Raw genomic sequence first — 20253 nt, forward strand, 5'->3', positions numbered from 1 at the left:
GCGGCCGGACGCCGCACCGGACGAATCGGATTACTTGACGCCGGCTTCGCCGAGCATCGTCTTCAGTTCGCCGTTCTCGTACATCTCGCGCATGATGTCGCAGCCACCGACGAACTCGCCCTTGATGTAGAGCTGCGGAATCGTCGGCCAGTTGGCGTATTCCTTGATGCCGTTGCGGATGTCTTCGTTCTCGAGCACGTTCACCGAGAACAGATCGGTCACGCCCAGGTTCTTGAGGATCTGCACGGCCGTCGCGGAAAAGCCGCACATCGGAAACTGGGGCGTGCCCTTCATGTAGAGCACGACCGAGTTGTTGGTGACCTGCTCGCGGATGACGTTCTGGATGTCCATGTTGCCGTTCCAAAAGTTGAGTAATTAACTCAGGAAATTCTAGGGATTGCCGCTGCGCCCGTCAATAGCCAAACTGCGGCCAAACTGCGGCACCCACTCAGCGCGGCTCGCCGCGTCCCAGCCACTGGCCGCCCGACACGCGTTCGATGCCGCCGAGATCCTTCCATGACGTGATCGACGAGAATCCCGCGTCGGTGAGCAGGCCGCGCACGGCCGCCGCCTGATCGTAGCCATGCTCCATGAAGAGCCAGCCGCCCGGCTCCAGGTGGCGCGGCGCCTGTGCAGCGATCGCCGCGAGGTCGTCCAGCCCCTGGGGCCCCGCGGCCAGCGCGGTCCCCGGTTCGAAGCGCACGTCGCCCTCGCCCAGATGCGGGTCGCCCGCCGCAACATACGGAGGGTTGGCCACGATCAGCTGGTAGCGGTCGCCCCCCAGCTGCGAAAACCAGTCGCCGAGCACGAAGGACACACTCGCCTTGAGGCGCGCGGCATTGGCCATCGCGACCAGCAAAGCCTCGCGGGAACGATCCACCGCCGTCACGTCCGCGTCGGGCAGTTCGAGCGCCAGCGTCACGGCCAGCGCTCCGCTGCCCGTGCCCAGGTCGAGGATCCGCGTGCGCGGCTTGTCGCCGAAATGCGCCAGCGCCAGCTCTATCAGCAGCTCGGTGTCCGGTCGCGGGATCAGCACCGCCGGGCCGACCATGAAGGGACGCCCGTAGAACTCGCGTTCGCCGATCAGGTAGGCCACCGGTTCGCCGGCCTCGCGACGCTCGATCAGGCTGCGGAATTCCGCCCATTCGCGCTCGTCGAGCCGTGCCTCCGGATAGGCGGCGAGCCGCGCCGCCGAACATTGCAGCACATGGCGCAGCAGCACCCGCGCATCGACGACGGCGATGCGGGCACGCGCCCAGTTGAGCGCGCCGGCGATGTCCGGCGCCGCGTCGGGCGTATCCATCAGCGCCTCCACCAGGGCGAATTCGACAATCGCGGCGCGGCCATCTCACTCACCGGCGAGCGCCGCCAGCAGTTCGGCCTGATGTTCCGCCGTGAGCGCGCCGAGCAGCTCGTCGATCTCGCCCTCCATCACCGCGTCCAGCTTGTACAGCGTGAGGTTGATGCGGTGATCGGTGACGCGGCCCTGCGGAAAGTTGTAGGTGCGGATGCGCTCCGAGCGGTCGCCGCTGCCGACGAGGCTCTTGCGCGTCGCAGCCTCGCGCGCCTGCTGCGCGCGCAGCTGCATGTCGTGGATGCGCGCCGCCAGCACCGACATCGCCTGCGCCTTGTTGCGGTGCTGCGAGCGGTCGTCCTGGCATTCGACGACGATGCCCGTGGGCAGATGGGTGATGCGCACCGCCGAATCGGTCTTGTTGATGTGCTGCCCGCCCGCGCCGCTCGCACGGAAGGTGTCGATGCGCAGATCCGCCGGGTTGATGTTGACGGCCTCGAGCTCGTCGGCCTCCGGCATCACCGCGACCGTGCAGGCGGACGTGTGGATGCGCCCCTGCGTCTCCGTCGCCGGCACCCGCTGCACCCGATGTCCGCCGGATTCGAACTTCAGTTTCGAATACGCGCCTGCGCCGACCACGCGCACGATGACTTCCTTGTAGCCGCCGAGATCCGATTCGCTCGCCGACACGATCTCGACCTTCCAGCGCTGACGTTCCGCGTAGCGCGTATACATGCGCAGCAGGTCGCCGGCGAACAGCGCCGCCTCGTCGCCGCCGGTCCCGGCGCGGATCTCGAGGAACAGGTTGCGCTCGTCGTCCGGGTCGCGCGGCAGCAGTGCACGCTGCAGTTCATCCTCCAGCGCCGCAATCCGCTCCGCACAGGCCTCCAGCTCCGTTTCCGCGAGCTCGCGCATCTCCGCATCGGCAAGCATGTCGCGGGCGCTCGCCGCATCGCTCTCCGTCTTGCGCCATGCCTCGTACAGGGCCACGACCGGCTCGATCTCCGCGCGCTCGCGCCCGAGCGCGCGGAAGGCGTCCATGTCGCGCGCGGCATCCTCGGAGGCGAGTTCGCGGTCCAGTTCGGCCAGTCGACTGCTCAGGAAATCGAGCTTTTCGCGGATGCTCTGCTTCATCGGGAACCGGGAGGGGAGCACGACGGCGGCTTGCGCGCCCGCTGCGGGCGCGCGCTCGCCTAGTCGTGCGAATTGAGGTTGAAGAGCTGCTGCACCACGCGCGCGGCGTCGGCCTGCTGCTCGCCCTCGGATTGATTGAGGAAGCGGGTCGGGCCGTGCATCAGCTTGTTGATCAGGCCGTGGCTCAGGGCATCGAGCACCTTGTGCGGATCCTCGCCCTTCGCGAGCAGCTTGCTTGCGCGCTCGAGCTCGACGGCGCGCAACATCTCGGCGTGTTGGCGCAGCGCCTTGATCGTCGGTACGGCATCGCGCGCCTGCATCCAGTGCAGGAATCCATCCACGCGCGTGTTGATGATCTCCTCGGCCTCGATCACCGCCTGCTGGCGCGATTCGAGGCCGGCGTCGACCACCTGGGCAAGGTCGTCGACCGTGTACAGGAAGACGTCGTCCAGCGCTCCGACCTCGGCTTCGATGTCGCGCGGCACGGCAAGGTCGACCATCACCATCGGCTTGTGCCGGCGCGCCTTGATCGCCCGCTCGACCATGCCGAGACCGACGATCGGCAGCGGGCTGGCCGTACAGGACACCACGACGTCGAATTGCGGCAGCACGTCGCCGATCGCATCCAGCCGCATCACCTGGGCGCCGAAGCGGCTCGCGACGACCTGGGCGCGCGCCTCGGTACGGTTGGCGACGACCATTTCCCTGGGGGTTGCGCCGGCGAAATGCGCGGCGCACAGCTCGATCATCTCGCCTGCACCGATGAACAGCACGCGCTGCTCGGCGATGCGCTCGAAAATGCGCTCGGACAGGTGCACCGCCGCCGCGGCCATCGACACGATGTTGGCGCCGATCGCCGTCGTCGAGCGCACTTCCTTGGCAACCGCGAAGGTGTTCTGGAACAGCTTGTGCAGCAGGGTACCCATCGTCCCCGCCTCTTCCGCCCGGCGCGCCGCGTCCTTGACCTGACCGAGGATCTGCGGCTCGCCCAGCACCATCGAGTCGAGGCCGCTGGCGACGCGGAACACGTGGCGGATCGCGTCGCGCTGAGGATAGGAATAGAGGTAGGGCGACACTTCCTTGAGGGACATCTGGTGGAAGCGCGCCAGCCAGTCGGCCGCGTGCTGCGGCTGCTCGGTGGCGAAGTACAGCTCGGTGCGATTGCAGGTCGACAGGATCGCGGCCTCACGCACCGTGCGCGCATGCGTCAGGTCGTGCAGGGCATCGTCCAGCCGCTCGGGCTGAAACGCCACCCGCTCCCGGATGCTGAGCGGGGCGGTGTGATGGTTCAAGCCAAGAGCATAAAGTTGCATGCGCGGTCGCAAATGGAGAGCTTAATCCGGCGGATTATAGCACCGCGAAAATCGCTGCAATATTGCGCGGAATCAGACGTTTCTGTTGCAGATATCGCAACGTAAACGAAAACGGGCCGGATGGAACCGGCCCGTTTTCTGATACTGGTGGCCAGGGACGGAATCGAACCGCCGACACGCGGATTTTCAATCCGCTGCTCTACCAACTGAGCTACCTGGCCGGTGAAGCGCGCATTATAGCGGCTCTCAGCGGAGTGTCAAACATATTTTCTTCACGACGCTGAAATATCGCGAATACGCAAAAAACATGGGGCAGCCGTGGCTGCCCCGAATCATTCGCCCGGCCACCGGCCCGAAGGCCGGCGGCGTCGCGGATCTTAGTGGCCGGAAGCGCCTTCCGCGCCGATGCCGGTTTCCGAACGCACCTTCTGCGCGAGGTAACCCGCACGGTCTTCCTTGGCACGCGCGCTGTTGTCGAGGATCGAGAACAGCCAGATGCCGATGAAGCCCGCGGCCATCGAGAAGAGCGCCGGCGAGGTGTAGGGGAACAGCGCCGAACCCTTCGGATTGCCGAGCGTAGCCTCCCACACCGACGGCGACACGACCGTCAGCACCACCGCGGTGATCAGGCCGAGGAAACCGCCCCAGCACGCGCCGCGGGTCGTGCAGTCCTTCCACAGCACCGACATGAACAGCACCGGGAAGTTGGCCGAAGCAGCGATCGCGAAGGCCAGGGACACCATGAAGGCGATGTTCTGCTTCTCGAACGCGATGCCGAGGATGACCGCGATGATGCCCAGCGCGACCGTCGTCATGCGCGAGACGCGCAGCTCGGACGCCGAGTCGGCGTTGCCGTGCTTGAACACCGTGGCGTAGAGGTCGTGCGAGACCGCCGAAGCGCCCGACAGCGTCAGACCGGCCACCACCGCGAGAATCGTAGCGAACGCAACCGCGGAGATGAAGCCGAGGAAGACGTTGCCGCCGACCGCGTTGGCGAGGTGGATAGCGGCCATGTTGCCACCGCCGATCAGGCCCTTCGCATCGAGGAACTGCGGGTTGGTCGACACCAGCACGATCGCACCGAAGCCGATGATGAAGGTGAGGATGTAGAAGTAGCCGATCCAGGTGGTCGCCCAGAACACCGACTTGCGCGCTTCCTTGGCATCCGGCACGGTGAAGAAGCGCATCAGGATGTGCGGCAGGCCGGCGGTACCGAACATCAGCGCCATGCCGAAGGAGATCGCGGAGATCGGGTCCTTGATGAAGGAGCCGGGCCCCATGATCGCCTGGCCGAGAATGCCGGCCTCTTCCACGGTCTTGCCACCCTTGACGGCGACTTCGGCCTTGATCCGCACGGCATCGGCGAACAGTGCCTCGGGCGAGAAACCGTAGGCGAGCAGCACCATGAAGGCCATGAAGGACGCGCCGGCGAGCAGCAGGCAGGCCTTGATGATCTGCACCCAGGTGGTTGCGGTCATACCGCCGAACAGCACGTACACCATCATCAGCGCGCCGACGATGACGACCGCCATCCAGTACTCGAGGCCGAACAGCAGCTTGATCAGCTGGCCGGCACCGACCATCTGCGCGATCAGGTAGAACGCCACGACGACCAGCGTACCCGACGCCGCAAAGGCGCGGATCGGGGTCTGCTTGAAGCGGTACGCGGCGACGTCGGCGAAGGTGAACTTGCCGAGGTTGCGCAGGCGTTCAGCCATCAGGAAGGTGATGACGGGCCAGCCGACGAGGAAGCCGATCGAGTAGATCAGGCCGTCGTAGCCGTTGGCCATGACCGCGGCGGAAATACCGAGGAAGGACGCTGCCGACATGTAGTCGCCGGCAATCGCCAGGCCGTTCTGGAAGCCGGTGATGCCGCCGCCGGCGGTGTAGAAGTCGGCCGCCGACTTGGTCTTGGCTGCAGCCCACTTGGTGATCCACAGCGTGCCGGCCACGAACACCGCGAACATGATGATCGCGGTCCAGTTGGTCGCCTGCTTTTCGGCCTGACCGAGGTCAGCGCCCGCGGCCAGGGCGACGCCCGCCGCCAGGGCGAGCGCGAGCCCGCCGCCGAGTTTCATGTAGCGGCCGCTCATTTGCTGCTCTCCTTGACGATGTCCTGGGTCAGCGCATCGAACTCGGAGTTCGCGCGACGGACGTAGATGCCGGTGATGACGATCGTAAACAGGATCACGCCGAGACCGACGGGAATGCCCACGGTCATGACGCCGTCGCCGAGGCGCTGTGCGAACAGGCCCTTGTTGAACGCGATGACCGCGATATAGCCGTAGTACACGACCATCATGATCGCCGTCAGAATCCAGCCGAACGAAGAGCGGGTGCTCACGAGCTTCTGGTACTTCGGGTTGGCGACGATTTTTGTCACCATATCGTTTTGCATGTCTCCCTCCTTAAAGCGGTGGTCAGCCGGGATTTTTCTCCGGTTGCAGCAAGCTTAGTGCGGGAGACTTACGACGCCCTTACGAGCGCTTACAAGGGTGCCCCAGGCCGCAAGGCGGCCGCTGCTGACGCCTAGCCGAGCGGGAAGTCGCCGTACACCTGGATCGGCGGCGGGACATGGCCGCGCGGGAAGACGACCTGCACGATCGTGCCACGACCGGCGGGATTGGGATTGAGCGTGACGGTCGCACGATGCAGTTCGGCGATCTCGCGCACGATCGGCAGCCCCAGGCCGGAGCCGTCCTCACCGCTGCCGAGCACGCGGTAGAAGCGTTCGAACACGCGCTCGCGGTCGGCTTCGGGGATGCCGACGCCGGTATCCTCGACTTCCAGGATCGGCGCGCCGGCGTAACGCGTGTTTGCCGTGACGCTGCCGCCCGCGGGCGTGTACTTGATCGCATTATCGACGAGATTCTTGATCATCTCGCGCAACAGCACCGGGTTGCCCTCGACCGTCAGCGGGTCCGAGCCGCCCTCCACGCCGAGGTCGATGTTCTTCGCCTGGGCGCGGGGAAACAGATCCAGCGCCACGTCGCGCACCAGCGCGCGCAGATCCATGGTTTCCACCGCATAGAGCTTCTCGAAGCTCGCCTCGGCACGTGCGAGCGACAGCAGTTGGTTGATGAGGTGGCTAGCGCGTTCCGTGCTCTGGGCGATACGTGACAGCGACTCGCGCAGCGCGACCGGATCGGATTCCTGCAGCGCGAGTTCGGTTTGCATGCGCAGCCCGGTAAGCGGCGTGCGCATCTGGTGCGCGGCGTCGGCGATGAAGCGCTGCTGGGCCTGAAGGTTTTCCTCGAGGCGGGCCATCATGTCGTTGAAGGCGACGATCAACGGGCGCACTTCCTCGGGAACGCTCGCGGCCGCGATCGGCGAGAGATCCGTGGGACGGCGGCGGCGGATCAGGCTCTGCAGGCGGTTGAGCGGCGCGATGCCGCGCGTGAGCCCCACCCACACCAGCACGACCGCGAGCGGGATGATGGCAAACTGCGGCAGCAGCACGCCGGTGACGACGCGCGAGGCGAGGTCGCTGCGCTTGTTGCGGGTCTCGGCGACCTGCACGAGCACGAGGGGACTGACGGGTTCGGGCCAGGGACGCAGGAACTGGTAGGCGATGCGCACCTCCTCGCCGTGAATGACGTCATCACGGTACAGCACGTCCTCGGGAATCAGGATCGGAGGCGCCGGCGTCCAGCCGATTTCGCGATCCCCGGTGATGAGGTCACCCCCCTCGTGCGCGACCTGATAGTAGACGACGTCGTCCTGGTCGGCCCGGAACAGTGCCCGCGGCGGCGCGGGAAAATGCACCGCGACCCTGCCCTCCTCCACCGACACCAGGCGCGCCAGCGCGCGCACACTGTCGGCGAGCGCGCGGTCATAGGGCTGGTTGGCGATGTTGTCGGCGACGTTATGCGTGACGATGATGGAGATCGGCCACAGGAACAGCAGCGGCGCGAGCATCCAGTCGAGGATCTCGCCGAACAGCGAGTTCGGCTGCGTCGACGAGCGTCCGCCCGTCGCCGTCTTGTCAGGCTTTCGCCGCCTGCCCAGCATCCACCGTTTCCAGGCAGTACCCGAGCCCGCGCACCGTCACGATGCGCACGCCGCTGTCCTCGAGCTTCTTGCGCAGACGATGGACGTACACCTCGATCGCGTTGCTCGACACTTCCTCGCCCCAGCCGCACAGGTGATCGACGAGCTGGTCCTTGCTGACGAGGCGCCCCACCCGCAGGACGAACACTTCCAGCAAGCCGATCTCGCGCGCGGAGAATTCGACCACCTGGCCGTTGATCTTCACGACGTGGTCGGCCTGATCGTAGGAGAGGCTGCCGACCTCGATGCAGCGGGCCTGGCCGGTGCCGCGACGGGTGAGCGCGCGCACGCGCGCCTCCAGTTCCGGCAGCGCGAAAGGCTTCGTGAGGTAGTCGTCGGCGCCGGCATCGAGGCCGCGCACACGGTCCTCGACGCCGTCCTGGGCGGTGAGAATCAGCACGGGGATGGTCGACTTGCGCGCTCTCAGGCGTTTCAGGACCTCGATACCGGGAAGGCGCGGCAAACCCAGATCGAGGATCACCAGATCATAGGGCTGCGATGCCAGCGCGGTATCCGCCTCGATGCCGGAAGCCACATGATCGACCGCAAAGCCGCCACGCCGAAGTGCGCGACACAAACCGTCAGCGATGACGGCATCATCTTCCGCAAGCAGAATCCGCATGGAATCAGGATGTAAGTTACGTGTAAGCGGGGGCGCCTAGATTTACACCCGCTGTTCTCCTTTACCCGGTCAGAGGAATGGCCGCGCCGCCAGCGCGCCCGCTCCCGGGAGCTTTCGGCTGACTTCGCCGGAAACTCCCGACCGCCTTTTTTTGTACTCCCGCCGATTATCACACGCTTCGAGCGCGACCGCGCATCGAGGCCCGTTCTTGCGCGCGCGGCATCCGCCAGAAAGCACAACGGCCCCGCCGAAGCGGGGCCGTTGTGCCGGGCACGGATGCCCGGGTGCATGAGGCCTGGCTCAGGCGGACCTGAGCCGGACCTCAGACGGACATTACATGCCCATGTCCATGCCGCCCATGCCACCCATGCCACCCATGCCGCCCATGCCGCCGCCCATTGCGGGCTTGTCATCGGCAGCTTCGCCGACCATGCAGTCGGTGGTGAGCATCAGGCTGGCCACGGAGGCGGCATTCTGCAGCGCGGTGCGGGTGACCTTGGTCGGATCCAGCACGCCCATCTCGACCATATCGCCGTACTCGCCGGTAGCAGCGTTGTAGCCGAAGTTGCCCGAACCTTCGACAACCTTGTTCACCACCACGGAGGGTTCGTCACCGGCGTTGGCGACGATCTCGCGCAGCGGCTGCTCCATCGCACGCAGCACGATCTTGATGCCGGCGTCCTGGTCGTGGTTGTCACCCTTCAGGCTGGCCAGGCTGACACGGGCACGCAGCAGCGCAACACCGCCGCCGGGGACGATGCCTTCTTCGACCGCAGCGCGGGTGGCGTGCAGCGCATCTTCGACGCGGGCCTTCTTTTCCTTCATTTCGACTTCGGTCGCGGCACCGACCTTGATGACTGCCACACCGCCGGCCAGCTTGGCCACGCGTTCCTGCAGCTTTTCACGGTCGTAGTCGGAGGTGGCTTCCTCGATCTGCACGCGGATCTGCTTGACGCGCGCTTCGATGCGGTCGGTCTGGCCGGCGCCGTCGATGATGATGGTGTTTTCCTTGCCAATTTCGATGCGCTTGGCCTGGCCGAGGTCGGTCAGGGCAGCCTTCTCCAGGGTCAGGCCGACTTCTTCGGCGATAACCTGGCCGCCGGTCAGCACGGCGATGTCTTCCAGCATGGCCTTGCGGCGGTCGCCGAAGCCCGGGGCCTTGACGGCGCAGGTCTTCAGGATGCCACGGATGTTGTTCACCACCAGGGTGGCGAGCGCTTCGCCATCGACGTCTTCGGCGACGATCAGCAGCGGACGGCCAGCCTTGGCAACCTGTTCCAGCACCGGCAGCAGGTCACGGATGTTGGAGATTTTCTTGTCGAACAGCAGGACGAAGGGGTTGTCGAGGATGGCAACCTGCTTGTCCGGGTTGTTGATGAAGTAGGGCGACAGGTAGCCGCGGTCGAACTGCATGCCTTCGACGACGTCCAGTTCGTTGTTCAGGCTCTTGCCGTCTTCGACGGTGATGACGCCTTCCTTGCCGACCTTGTCCATCGCGCGGGCGATGATCTCGCCGATGTCCGAGTCCGAGTTCGCGGAGATCGAACCGACCTGGGCGATTTCCTTGTTGGTCGAGCAGGGCTTCGACAGCTTCTTCAGCTCTTCGATGGTGGCGACGACGGCCTTGTCGATGCCGCGCTTCAGATCCATCGGATTCATGCCGGCGGCGACGTACTTCATGCCTTCGCGGACGATCGACTGGGCCAGCACGGTCGCGGTGGTGGTGCCGTCACCGGCGATGTCGGAGGTCTTGGAAGCGACTTCCTTGACCATCTGCGCGCCCATGTTCTCGAACTTGTCCTTCAGTTCGATTTCCTTGGCGACGGACACGCCGTCCTTGGTCACCGTCGGGGCGCCGAACGAGCGCTCGAGCACGACGTTGCGGCCCTTCGGGCCGAGGGTCACCTTGACCGCGTTGGCCAGGACGTTGACACCGGCAACCATGCGGTCGCGGGCGGAATCACCAAACTTGACTTCTTTTGCAGCCATTCTTCATTGCTCCTTGAGTTCTTTGGATCGGTCCGACCGGGGCGCTCAGGCCTCGACGACACCCATGATGTCTTCTTCGCGCATGACGAGCAGTTCGTCGCCTTCGACCTTGACGGTCTGGCCGGCGTACTTGCCGAACAGGACCTTGTCGCCGACCTTGACGGCCATCGGACGGACCTTGCCGTCGTCGAGGATCTTGCCGTTGCCGACGGCCAGCACTTCGCCCTGATCGGGCTTCTCGCCGGCCGAGTCGGGGATGACGATACCGCTGGCGGTCTTGCGTTCGGCTTCGAGGCGCTTGACGATCACGCGATCATGCAAGGGACGGATTTTCATTGACTCACTCCTTGTTATTACATCGAGCACGGGACATGTCCCGTCCGGAAAATTCGCTGTGGCCTCGGGGGCTGCCCGGGCCGTTAGCACTCACTGCCAACGAGTGCTAATAATAGGGACGCACTTTTGGGATTTCAAGTGCAGGGCGGTGAGAAATGTTGTCGCCGGTCGTCACGCGCGCGGGCAACGTCGCTTGCTTTCGGAGTGCTACGAGCGGGATGAGGGCCGACGAGGGCGTGGCCGGCCGTGAGAATTTGCGCCCGCCTCCGCCATTAGCCGAGGCGAGACCTGAGCGCTTGCGGGCCGTGAGCCCGCGGACGCGGTGCGCGCGCCGCAGCGGCGCCCGATACGGGCAGGCCGCGCACGGAGTTGTTTTGAGCTACGCCCGAGCGACGCGAAGAGGTCGCCCAGGCATGCTCATGCGTCATTAGCCGGCATGGAGGTCCGACGAATTCACGTCGCAACAGCCCCGTCCGGCTGCTTCCTGCTACAGACTTCCGAAGCTTTCACAATTATTTCTTGTCCGTCCGGGGGCCCGCGGTCACCTCGAGCGATGCCTTCCCCAGCGTGTTCTGCCAGATGTAGAAGGAGATGATGGCCGAGGTCGCTCCGGCCGGGACGTCGAGCTTCTCGGTCTTCAGCGCGTGTACGGTGTACACGTAGGTGTGCTTGCGCCCGACGGGCGGGCATGGGCCGAAATAGCCGGGCTTGCCGAGATCGGTGTTTCCTTCCTTGGCCCCGGCAGGCAGCTTCGCTGTCGTCAGGTCGCCCGCTTCCAGCCGGGTCGTGTCGGCCGGAAGGTCGTAGGCGAGGTAGTGCCAGAAGCCGGAGCCGGTCGGTGCGCTCTTGTCGAAGAAGGTGATCGCATAGCTCCTGGTCCCCTTGGGCGGGTTCTTCCACTCGAGCATCGGGGACGTGCTCGGACCATTGCAGCCGAAGTTGTTCTGGTAGTAGTCGGGCGGAACCGCCTGGCCGTTCCGCAGGTTGCTCTTCAGTTCGAAGCCATGGGCCGCGAACGTCGCGCCGAACGTCATCGCGGCGGCAAGCAGGGTCAGGGAATTCTTGTATCGCATGCGTTCAACCTCACGTTGGATGAATCGTGGAAGCGGGGCCGGGGCGCCGTGTCCGCTCGGCCCCGGGGACTGCTCAGCAATCGCCGGGGCGATTGCTGCAGAACAAAAAAGGAAGGGTGCCCGCATGAATGATGCGGAGAGGAGGAGTCAGTTCAGGCGTTGGTCCGTGGCACCCTTCAGCGAAACTCGTGTCTGCCAATCGCAGCGCAGGCGGTCTGGTCCGCCGCACGCCGGAGGATGGAATTCGCGGGGCAACTCAGCCCGCGGCGATGCGCTGATGCGTGATCATCGATGCCTCACTTCGGACCTGCAGGCATCGTCATGGTCTTCAACACCTCGTCCAACTCCTTCAGGGCGAGCCGATCGTCGTCGGCAAGGGCCGCAGGCGCCGAACACCGCGGATCGGTCTTTTGCAGCGCCGCCAGCATCCGCCGGGTGATGGGGATCGGGTCACAGCCGTGATCGATCTCGCATACCATGTCGAACTCGGGGCGCGCCTTTGCGTGGCAGGCGAAGCAGTTCCCGCCGAATCGGTTGACCACGTCCACGAAGCCGCGTCTGCGAATCCTGGATCCGTCTTTCGAGACGTCCAATTCGAAGAATTCCCAATCCCTGGTCGCGGGATTGAAGCCGTCGGGATGTTTCACCATCACCTCGCCGGGAATCAGCTGGACCACCGATCCGGGCGGATACTTTCCTTTTCCCCTTTCGGCGACCTTGATGGTCGCTGCGCGGTTGCCGAGAAGATTGTCGACGTAGAAATGGCGCACCTTGACCATGTCGTTCAGGCACTTGAATGAACCATCGCCCACCGCTATCTCCTTTGCGTGCAGCGCGGGGGTGAAGCCGATGGCGCACGCCAGCAAGGATGCGGCGCCAATCGACCCGAAGCGATTCCTCTTCGCCTGAGGGGCGCCAGGCGCTTGCGCGCGGGAAGTCGGGGAGACGGGCAAGGTTGTTTTCATCTGTATCACCTCTTCGTTTAGGCGGCTCTTGCGAGCCGGCAGAATGGATGAGTGCAACGTGTTGCGCTGCGCTGCCTGAGAAGAACCGCGGCGGCTACGCTTCGATGAGCCCCGCGCGCACGGCGATCAGCGCGAGCTGCGCCGAATTCGCCGCCTGCAGCTTCTGCTTGATGTGATACAGGTGCGTTCCGACGGTGCTGGCGCTGACGCGCTGCGAATCCGCGACCTGGCGGACGTCGCGGCCTTTCGCGAGTTGCAGGAAGACCGCGAATTCCTTGTCCGTGAGGGCATCGACCGGGTCGGCGCCGTCGCCGAACTGGGCGAGCGCGAGTTGTGACGCGATTTCAGGGTCGACGTAGCGCCGGCCGCGCGCGACTTCGCCCACCGCACGGACGAGCTCCGTCGGCTGCGCGCGTTTGGAGAGGTAACCGGCGGCGCCCGCCTTCAATGCGCGCGTCGGAACCTGGGTGTCGTCGTGTGCGGACAGCATCAGCACCCGCGCCCCGGGGTGGTGTGCGAGCAGCCGCTCCAGTGCGCCCAGTCCGCCGAGGCCCGGCATCGTCACATCCATGACCAGCACGTCGGGACGGTGCTCGGCAAAGGCGGCGAACGCTGCCTCCCCGGATGCGGCTTCCGCGACGACCGCCGCCCCCGCCCCTTCGAGCAGCATGCGGAATCCCATGCGCACGACGGTGTGGTCGTCGGCCAGGACCAGGCGCAGACCTTCAAGCGTGGCAACCATGGTCGCTTTCCTCCTGATTGGCCGGAACCGGCAGGCGTGTGGTGATGCGCAGGCCGCCCCCGGGCGCGCTGCCCAGACGGAACTCGCCCTGCAGTTCGGCGACGCGCTCGCGCATGCCGCGCAGTCCGAAGCCGGGGACTGCTTGCGCAGGAAGTCCGCAGCCGTTGTCGGAGACTTCGAGCTCGAGCGTGTCGTCCGTCATCGCGACGCGTACCGCGACACGCGTGGCGCCGGAGTGACGCGCGACGTTGGTGAGGCTCTCCTGCAGCAGGCGCAGTACCGTGATGCCTATCCGTGCGCTCGCGGGACGCGCGGACGACGCACTGCAGTCGATCGCGACATGGGGGTGGATTTCCGACCAGATCCGACAGTATTCGCTGACCGCCTGGTCGAGCCCGCATCCCGCGCCGATCGACGGACGCAAGCGCTGCAGGATCGCGCGGACGCCGTCCTGCATCTGGCCGGTCATCGCGAGAATGGCCTGTGCACTGGCGTGGATGCGGGGCTGGTCGGCGCTGCGTTGCAGGATCGCGCCGGAGATCGCGCGCACGGCGGCGATGCCCTGACCGAGTTCGTCGTGCAGCTCGCGCGCGATGAGGCGGCGTTCGTCCTCGAGACGCGCCTGCACTGCGCTGGCGAAGGCCTGGTCCTCTTCCAGGCGCAGGTTCCGGTCGCGACTCTTGTCCAGCGCCGCGGCGAGGCGGTTGTAGCTCGTCGCGACGCGGTCGAGTTCGGCGACGCGGTAGCTCGGCAGGCGCTGGTCAAAGCGTCCTTCCGTGCCACGGGCAAGTGCCCGATCGATTTCCGCGAGGGGCGCCAGCGCACGCTGCACGGCCCAACGCGTCGCGACGGCAGCGGCGAGCAGCGCCAGGAGCACGCCGCCGGCGACGGCCCGCAGGTCGTCCCACGCGTCGAGCACCGAACGCGAGGCGTCGGGCCGCAGCAGGATCTCGCGGTCGCCCGCGTCGAAACGGCGCACCGGCAGCGTCGGCGCGACCCAGTCCGAGAACCAGGCGGGCGCGAAACGTCCCGCCTTGTAGGTGGATTCCGGCGAAACGTGGAGCAGCCGGCCGTCGGCGGCGACGACTTCGAGGCGATTCGCGCGCAGTCGGCCGACCGCACGCAGGTGCCCCATCAGGCGCGCGGGTCCCTCGTCGGGGTCGCGCAGGGTCTCCGACACGAGCACGACGAGCCACTGCTGGGCGACCTGGCTCGCCGCATGCACTTCCTCTCGGATCGCGCGTCGGGTCTCGCCCAACCACCATGCGATGCCGGCGGCTTGCACCACGATCAGGGCGGCGAAGAGGACGAAGCCGACGCGCGACGCGAGCGAGACCGGGCGAGACCGCGCCGTGCGCCCGCGGACACGTCCGAACGACGACGGCCAGAGGAAGGTCGCGGTGGAATTCACGGGATCAGCACACTGCAGCCGGTGGTGAGGCGGGCCTCGAGATCCTGGTGCGCGCGGGCCGCATCCGCCAGCGGATAACGCCGCTCGACCGGGATCGTGACCGCGCCGCGGGCGACCATGCCGAACAGGTCGTCGGCCATCTCCTGCGTCGCTTCGCGGCTCGCCAGGTGAGTAAAGAGGGTCGGACGACTGACGTAAAGGGACTTGGCGGCGAGCATCTGCAGGCTGAAAGGTGGAACCGGCCCCGAGGACGACCCGAACACCGCGAGCAGCCCGAACGGACGCAGGCACTGCAGCGAGCCCGCGAAGGTGTCGTTGCCGACCGAGTCGTAGACGACCTTCACACCCTGGCCGCCGGTGATGTCGGCGACCCGCGCGACGAAGTCCTCGCGGCGGTAGTCGATCACATGCGCGGCGCCGTTGAGCAGCGCGAGCGCGCATTTCTCGGGCGAGCCGGCCGTGCCGATGAGCTTGAGCCCCATGGCGCGCGCCCACTGGCAGGCGATCAGGCCGACCCCGCCCGCCGCCGCGTGGAACAGCACGAAGTCGCCCGGCAGGAGCCCGCCCCGCGGCTGCGTCTGGCGCAGCAGGTACTGCACGGTGAGCCCCTTGAGCATCATCGCCGCGCCGGTGTCGTAGTCGATTTCGTCCGGCAGGCGCACGACGTTCTTCGCCGGCAATACGCGCGCCGTGCTATAGGCGCCCGGCGGCTGGCAGGCGTAGGCGGCGCGGTCGCCGGGCTGCAGGTGGGCGACGCCCTCCCCCACCGCTTCGACGATGCCGGCGCCTTCCATGCCGATGCCGGCCGGCATGTCCAGCGGATAGAGCCCGCTGCGGTAGTAAACGTCGATGAAGTTCAAGCCGCAGGCGTGGTGGCGGATGCGCACTTCGCCGGGACCGGGCATCCCGACCGGCACCTCCTCCAGACGCAGCACTTCGGGGCCGCCGGGCGTGTGGATGCGGATCGCACGTTCGATTGTTGGCATCTTCGCTCTCATGCCCGCGGGGGAGCAGGCGCTCCCCCGCGGCACACGTCAGAACACGTACGCGAAGCGCACGTTGAGGTTGTTCGACACCGGCATGTTCTTGCCGTCGATGCCGCCCTCGTAATGGACCGACAGGTGGTAGGTCGGTGCCAGGTGGAACATCACCCCGACCGCCCCGGCAAGTTCATGCGCGGCGGGAGCGCCGTCCTTGCTGTTCTGCCACTGGTAATCCACGCCGACGTACGGCTCGATCAGCTGCGAGACGCGGTAGCCGAAGCGGTTGTTGAAGTAGTACTGGTTGGCCGGCTCGGCCGCGCCCTTGCGCTCGACGGGACCGTTGATCGTCGCGCCGAGGTTGCCGGTGTAGTTGAACTTGTCGTACTGGGCGTCCCAGAACACCGAGGCGACGACGTTCCAGCGCGTCGAACGCAGGTCGCGGTCGCCGACGGGAATCTGCACGAAGAACATGTCGGTGCCGAGGGTCCAGTTCTGGTTCGGCTTGATCCAGAACGCCGGGCCGGTGAGCAGGTCGGCGATGCCGCTGACGCCATCGCCGGTATCGCGGTTCTGGATGCTGACCTTCGGCACGATGAGTTCCCAGGCAATGCCGACGCCGTCGGTGACTTCCCAGAAGTGCACGAACTTGGAAAGGCTGACAAAGGCCTCGACATCGTCCGAACTGTCCTTGCCGCCGTTGTTGCCCCACACATCCCCGGTCTTCTGGAAGGTGGAGTACTCGACGAACACGTTCCAGGGCTTCATGCCCTTGGGGTCGGGAAGCGAGTATTCGTGCGGGCCGATGAAACCGCGCGTGACCTGCGCATTGGCGACGGTCGCGCCCGCACACAGCGCCGCCACTGCCACTCCCTGGATCACTTTCGTGACGCACGACTTCTTGACGCTCTTCCGGTTTTTCACTTTTGGTCTCCTGCTTCTTCTGATGAATGGCGCACACACGCGCCGATCTTCGATTTCGCGGGCGTGACTCGCCCCTCCGGGACCCGCAGCGCGGATCCCGGCCCCTTCTCCCTGCTTGAAACGGATGCGATCAGGTGGTCTGGAGATAGACCACGTGGGTTTCGGTGTACTCGTACAGACCGTGCTTGCCGTCGGCCCCGCCGATGCCGGATTTGCGCCGGCCAGCATGGAAGCCCTGCATCGCCTCGAAGTGTTCGCGGTTGATGTAGGTCTCGCCGAAGCGCAGCTCGCGCGTCGCCTTCATCGCGGCGTTCAGGTCGCGCGTGAAGATCGACGAGGTCAGGCCGTACTCGGAGTCGTTCGCGAGCGCGATGGCCTCGTCGAGGTCCTCGACGATCTGCACCGGCAGAACCGGTCCGAAGATCTCCTTCGTCATCACGTCCATGTCGGAGCGGCAGCCCATCAACACCGTCGGCTCGTAGTGGAAGCCCTCGCGGCCGGCGACCTTGCCGCCGGTGAGGATCTCGGCGCCCTGCTGGCGGGCGCTGTCGACCAGTGCGGCGACCTTGTCGAGGCCCAGCTTGTTCACCAGCGGCCCCATGTGCAGGCCCTGCTCGGCCATCGGGTTGCCGTAGCGAGTCTCGGCCATCAGCGCGGCAAGCTTTTCGGCGAGTGCATTGGCGACGCCGCGCTGCACATACACTCGCTCGGCGGCGTTGCACACCTGCCCGGTGTTGAGCACGCGCGACGCATGCAGCGCCTTTGCCGTCAGGTCCAGGTCGGCGTCGGCGAGGACGATCGCGGGTGCCTTGCCGCCCAGTTCCAGGTTCACGCGGGTCAGGTTGCGCGCCGCGGTTTCCATGATGCGGATGCCGGTCTGCACACTGCCGGTGAAGCTCACCAGGCCGACATCCTTGTGCGCGCTCAGCGCCGCGCCGGTATTGCCCGCCCCGCTGACGAGGTTGAACACGCCGGCCGGCAGCCCGCACTCGGCGACGATCTCGGCGAACTCGACGGCGTTGAGCGGCGTCTCTTCGCTCGACTTGATGACGATGGTGTTGCCCGTGATCAGCGCCGGCGCCATCTTGCGAGCGATGAGGAAGAACGGGAAATTCCACGGCAGGATGCCCGCCGTCACGCCGATCGGCTTGCGATGCAGGAAGATCGTCTCGCCCGGACGGTCGCTGGGGATGATCTCGCCTTCGATGCGCCGCGCCCACTCGGACATGTAGTCCATGTAGTTGGCGGTGAAATCCACCTCGACGCGCGCGAGGTCGAGGATCTTGCCCTGCTCCAGCGTGATCGTCTGCGCGAGGCGTTCCTTGTTGTCGCGCAGCTTGTTGGCGATGCGGCGCAGGTGGCCGGCGCGCTCGATCGCCGGGAGCTTCTCCCACGCGGGCTGGGCGCGCCTGGCCGCCTCGACCGCACGATCGACGTCGGCTGGCGTGGAGGCCGGGACGACGCCCAGGAGTTCGTGCGTCGCGGGGTTGCGCACTTCGATCGTCGCGCCCCCTTCCGAGTCCACGAATTGGTTGTCGATGAAGTTGCGATACGACTTGCTCATTTGCTTGTCCTCATGTGCTTGACGGGTGCCACGGCACGGCCCTGTCGAACTCTGAATTCATCGAGCCGAGGCAAAAAAGCCGGGCCGCGGGGCAGCCCGTCCAGGATCACTTCGCGAGCTTGTAGACCATCACGGTCCCGCCCTGCGGCACCACCGTCTTCTCGCCCAGCAGTCGATTGATACCCCCTTGCATGCGCTCGGCATCGACGCCCCAGCCCGACTGGACGGCGATGTACTGCTCGCCATTGACTTCGAACGCGGTCGGCACGCCGGTCACGCCCGACGGCGTCGGCACCTCCCACAGCAGCTTGCCGGTGGTCGCGTTGAAGGCGCGGAACATGCGGTCATTGGTGCCTCCGCCGAAGACCAGGTTGCCACCGGTGGTGAGCAGCGGCCCCCAGTTGAAGGTCGGGAACTTGTGCGTCCATACCTGCTTGCCGGTCTTCAGGTCCCAGGCCTGGATCTCGCCCATCGTCTTCGGCGCGTCCTTCTTGCCCATCTCCCAGCGCAGGCCGGTCAGGATCGCCTCGATCGGGTAGCCGATGTAGAGGTCGCCCTTCTTGTACTTGGTCGGCTCGGGTTCCGGCAGCTCGGCGCACAGGTTGTTGTTCGCCGGGATGTAGAGCAGGCCGGTCTTCGGGTTGTAGGCCTCCGGCGTCCAGTCCTTGCCGCCCCACAACGAGGGGCAGAAGTGCACGTCACCCTTGCCCATGCCCGGGCGGCGCTCCTCGAAATAGGTCGGCCGGCCGGTCTTGGGGTCGATCGACTTGATCGTGTTGTTATTGACGTAGGGATAGGCGTCGACGAAGTTCAGCTTCTGGCCGTCACGGTCCAGCACCCACAGGTAGCCGTTGCGACCGGCATGCACGGCGGTCTTGACCTTCTTGCCCTTGACCTCGGTATCGATCAGCAGTGGCGCCGAGACTTCGTCCCAGTCCCACGCGTCGTTGGGGTTGTACTGGAAATAGCTCTTCAGGGCGCCGGTATCGACGTCGAGGGTGATCGTCGAGCCGGTGTAGAGGTTGTCGCCCTTGCGCCCCTCGGTCGGCCAGGGCGCCGGGTTTCCGGTGCCCCAGTACGCCAGGTTGGTGTCGGGGTCATAGGTGCCGGTGATCCAGATGCTGCCGCCACCGTTCTTGTAGGTCTCGCCCGGCCAGGTATCGCCGCCCGGCTCGCCCGGCGCCGCGGTGGTGAAGGTGCGCCACAGCTCGTTGCCGGTTTCCGCATCGAAGGCCGCGACGAATCCGCGCACCCCCGTTTCGCCCCCCGAGGACCCCACCATGATCTTGCCCTTGGCCGCGAGCGGGGCGAGCGTGATGTACTGCAGCGCCTTCCAGTCGCCGACCTGCTTGATCCACAGTTCCTTGCCGGTCTTGGCATCGAGCGCGACGAGATGGGCATCGACGGTCGCCACGTACACCTTGTCGCCATACAGGGCGACGCCGCGGTTGGTCGGATGGAGCTGGAGCATCTCGCCCGGCAGTTCCTTCTTGTAGCGCCACAGCTCCTTGCCGGTCTTGGCATCCAGCGCGATCACCTGCGCGCCCGGCGTCGTGACGAACATGTAGCCGTTATTCACGATCGGGGGGGACTGGTGGCCTTCCTTCTGACCGGTGGCGAACGCCCAGGCAAGTTGCAGCTTGCCGACGTTCTTGTCGGTGATCTGCGCCAGCGGGCTGTAGCCCCAGCCCGCGTAGTTGCCGCGATACTGGAGCCAGTTCGCGGCTTCCGGGTTCTTAAGCCGCGCGTCGGTAACGGGCGCATAGTCGCCGGGCGCGGCGGACACGGCCGCCGGGAGTACCGCGACGGCACAAACGGCGATGCCCTTCATCAGACCCTTCATTTTCTTGTCTCCT

At 66.0% G+C, this 20253-nt stretch carries 18 protein-coding genes and 1 tRNA gene; all 19 read right to left on the reverse strand.

What is annotated here, in order from left to right; translation table 11 throughout:
• Window positions 1-30 precede the first annotated feature (30 nt).
• Window positions 31-351, reverse strand: coding sequence for a Grx4 family monothiol glutaredoxin (gene grxD, locus BW991_RS07750; RefSeq protein WP_076601516.1), 321 nt, complete (start codon window positions 349-351; stop codon window positions 31-33).
• Window positions 352-448: 97 nt separating this feature from the next.
• On the reverse strand, window positions 449-1303 hold the full coding sequence (gene prmC / locus BW991_RS07755; RefSeq protein WP_076601693.1) for a peptide chain release factor N(5)-glutamine methyltransferase: 855 nt from the start codon (window positions 1301-1303) through the stop codon (window positions 449-451).
• 45 nt (window positions 1304-1348) lie between these two features.
• Window positions 1349-2428, reverse strand: coding sequence for a peptide chain release factor 1 (prfA, locus tag BW991_RS07760; protein ID WP_076601517.1), 1080 nt, complete (start codon window positions 2426-2428; stop codon window positions 1349-1351).
• A gap of 59 nt (window positions 2429-2487) precedes the next feature.
• On the reverse strand, window positions 2488-3741 hold the full coding sequence (gene hemA, locus BW991_RS07765; RefSeq protein WP_076601518.1) for a glutamyl-tRNA reductase: 1254 nt from the start codon (window positions 3739-3741) through the stop codon (window positions 2488-2490).
• Between the two features lie 145 nt (window positions 3742-3886).
• A tRNA-Phe gene (locus BW991_RS07770) sits at window positions 3887-3962 on the reverse strand.
• A 156-nt stretch (window positions 3963-4118) separates the two neighbouring features.
• Window positions 4119-5834, reverse strand: a complete 1716-nt coding sequence (locus BW991_RS07775; protein WP_076601519.1) for a cation acetate symporter — start codon at window positions 5832-5834, stop codon at window positions 4119-4121.
• Window positions 5831-6139 carry a DUF485 domain-containing protein gene (locus BW991_RS07780; protein WP_076601520.1) on the reverse strand — a complete coding sequence of 103 codons (309 nt, stop codon included), beginning with the start codon at window positions 6137-6139 and terminating at the stop codon, window positions 5831-5833. Before BW991_RS07780 ends, BW991_RS07775 begins: the two co-directional genes overlap by 4 nt.
• 131 nt (window positions 6140-6270) lie before the next feature.
• Window positions 6271-7752: a sensor histidine kinase gene (locus BW991_RS07785; RefSeq protein WP_076601521.1), complete on the reverse strand. Its 1482-nt coding sequence runs from the start codon at window positions 7750-7752 to the stop codon at window positions 6271-6273.
• Window positions 7727-8368, reverse strand: a complete 642-nt coding sequence (locus BW991_RS07790) for a response regulator transcription factor (protein WP_244551646.1) — start codon at window positions 8366-8368, stop codon at window positions 7727-7729. The genes BW991_RS07785 and BW991_RS07790 overlap by 26 nt, the downstream gene beginning before the upstream one ends.
• A gap of 378 nt (window positions 8369-8746) precedes the next feature.
• Complete coding sequence (groL, locus tag BW991_RS07795; protein ID WP_076601523.1) at window positions 8747-10402, reverse strand: chaperonin GroEL; 1656 nt, start codon at window positions 10400-10402, stop codon at window positions 8747-8749.
• A gap of 45 nt (window positions 10403-10447) precedes the next feature.
• On the reverse strand, window positions 10448-10738 hold the full coding sequence (gene groES / locus BW991_RS07800; RefSeq protein WP_004311482.1) for a co-chaperone GroES: 291 nt from the start codon (window positions 10736-10738) through the stop codon (window positions 10448-10450).
• A gap of 512 nt (window positions 10739-11250) precedes the next feature.
• Entirely contained in the window at window positions 11251-11811 is a 561-nt protein-coding gene (locus tag BW991_RS07805; protein ID WP_076601524.1) for a YbhB/YbcL family Raf kinase inhibitor-like protein, read from the reverse strand.
• Window positions 11812-12107: 296 nt separating this feature from the next.
• Entirely contained in the window at window positions 12108-12776 is a 669-nt protein-coding gene (locus BW991_RS07810; protein ID WP_212566869.1) for a hypothetical protein, read from the reverse strand.
• Between the two features lie 94 nt (window positions 12777-12870).
• Window positions 12871-13518: a response regulator gene (locus BW991_RS07815; protein WP_076601526.1), complete on the reverse strand. Its 648-nt coding sequence runs from the start codon at window positions 13516-13518 to the stop codon at window positions 12871-12873.
• Window positions 13502-14929 carry an ATP-binding protein gene (locus BW991_RS07820; RefSeq protein ID WP_084205003.1) on the reverse strand — a complete coding sequence of 476 codons (1428 nt, stop codon included), beginning with the start codon at window positions 14927-14929 and terminating at the stop codon, window positions 13502-13504. The genes BW991_RS07815 and BW991_RS07820 overlap by 17 nt, the downstream gene beginning before the upstream one ends.
• Window positions 14926-15915, reverse strand: a complete 990-nt coding sequence (locus BW991_RS07825; RefSeq protein WP_342067288.1) for a quinone oxidoreductase family protein — start codon at window positions 15913-15915, stop codon at window positions 14926-14928. The genes BW991_RS07820 and BW991_RS07825 overlap by 4 nt, the downstream gene beginning before the upstream one ends.
• Window positions 15916-15963: 48 nt before the next feature.
• Complete coding sequence (locus tag BW991_RS07830) at window positions 15964-16833, reverse strand: transporter (protein WP_076601527.1); 870 nt, start codon at window positions 16831-16833, stop codon at window positions 15964-15966.
• Between the two features lie 130 nt (window positions 16834-16963).
• Window positions 16964-18397, reverse strand: coding sequence for an aldehyde dehydrogenase (gene aldA, locus BW991_RS07835; RefSeq protein WP_076601528.1), 1434 nt, complete (start codon window positions 18395-18397; stop codon window positions 16964-16966).
• A gap of 106 nt (window positions 18398-18503) precedes the next feature.
• A complete protein-coding gene (locus BW991_RS07840; protein ID WP_076601529.1) occupies window positions 18504-20240 on the reverse strand; it encodes a PQQ-dependent dehydrogenase, methanol/ethanol family in 1737 nt (578 codons plus the stop codon).
• Window positions 20241-20253 lie beyond the last annotated feature (13 nt).

The organism is Aromatoleum tolulyticum (assembly GCF_900156155.1).
Classification (GTDB): domain Bacteria; phylum Pseudomonadota; class Gammaproteobacteria; order Burkholderiales; family Rhodocyclaceae; genus Aromatoleum; species Aromatoleum tolulyticum.

Coding starts and splice junctions, on each gene's coding strand:
- grxD (WP_076601516.1), bottom strand. CDS start 351: ATGGACATCCAGAACGTCATCCGCGAGCAGGTCACCAACAACTCGGTC.
- prmC (WP_076601693.1), bottom strand. CDS start 1,303: ATGGATACGCCCGACGCGGCGCCGGACATCGCCGGCGCGCTCAACTGG.
- prfA (WP_076601517.1), bottom strand. CDS start 2,428: ATGAAGCAGAGCATCCGCGAAAAGCTCGATTTCCTGAGCAGTCGACTG.
- hemA (WP_076601518.1), bottom strand. CDS start 3,741: ATGCAACTTTATGCTCTTGGCTTGAACCATCACACCGCCCCGCTCAGC.
- BW991_RS07775 (WP_076601519.1), bottom strand. CDS start 5,834: ATGAGCGGCCGCTACATGAAACTCGGCGGCGGGCTCGCGCTCGCCCTG.
- BW991_RS07780 (WP_076601520.1), bottom strand. CDS start 6,139: ATGCAAAACGATATGGTGACAAAAATCGTCGCCAACCCGAAGTACCAG.
- BW991_RS07785 (WP_076601521.1), bottom strand. CDS start 7,752: ATGCTGGGCAGGCGGCGAAAGCCTGACAAGACGGCGACGGGCGGACGC.
- groL (WP_076601523.1), bottom strand. CDS start 10,402: ATGGCTGCAAAAGAAGTCAAGTTTGGTGATTCCGCCCGCGACCGCATG.
- groES (WP_004311482.1), bottom strand. CDS start 10,738: ATGAAAATCCGTCCCTTGCATGATCGCGTGATCGTCAAGCGCCTCGAA.
- BW991_RS07805 (WP_076601524.1), bottom strand. CDS start 11,811: ATGCGATACAAGAATTCCCTGACCCTGCTTGCCGCCGCGATGACGTTC.
- BW991_RS07810 (WP_212566869.1), bottom strand. CDS start 12,776: ATGAAAACAACCTTGCCCGTCTCCCCGACTTCCCGCGCGCAAGCGCCT.
- BW991_RS07815 (WP_076601526.1), bottom strand. CDS start 13,518: ATGGTTGCCACGCTTGAAGGTCTGCGCCTGGTCCTGGCCGACGACCAC.
- BW991_RS07825 (WP_342067288.1), bottom strand. CDS start 15,915: ATGCCAACAATCGAACGTGCGATCCGCATCCACACGCCCGGCGGCCCC.
- aldA (WP_076601528.1), bottom strand. CDS start 18,397: ATGAGCAAGTCGTATCGCAACTTCATCGACAACCAATTCGTGGACTCG.
- BW991_RS07840 (WP_076601529.1), bottom strand. CDS start 20,240: ATGAAGGGTCTGATGAAGGGCATCGCCGTTTGTGCCGTCGCGGTACTC.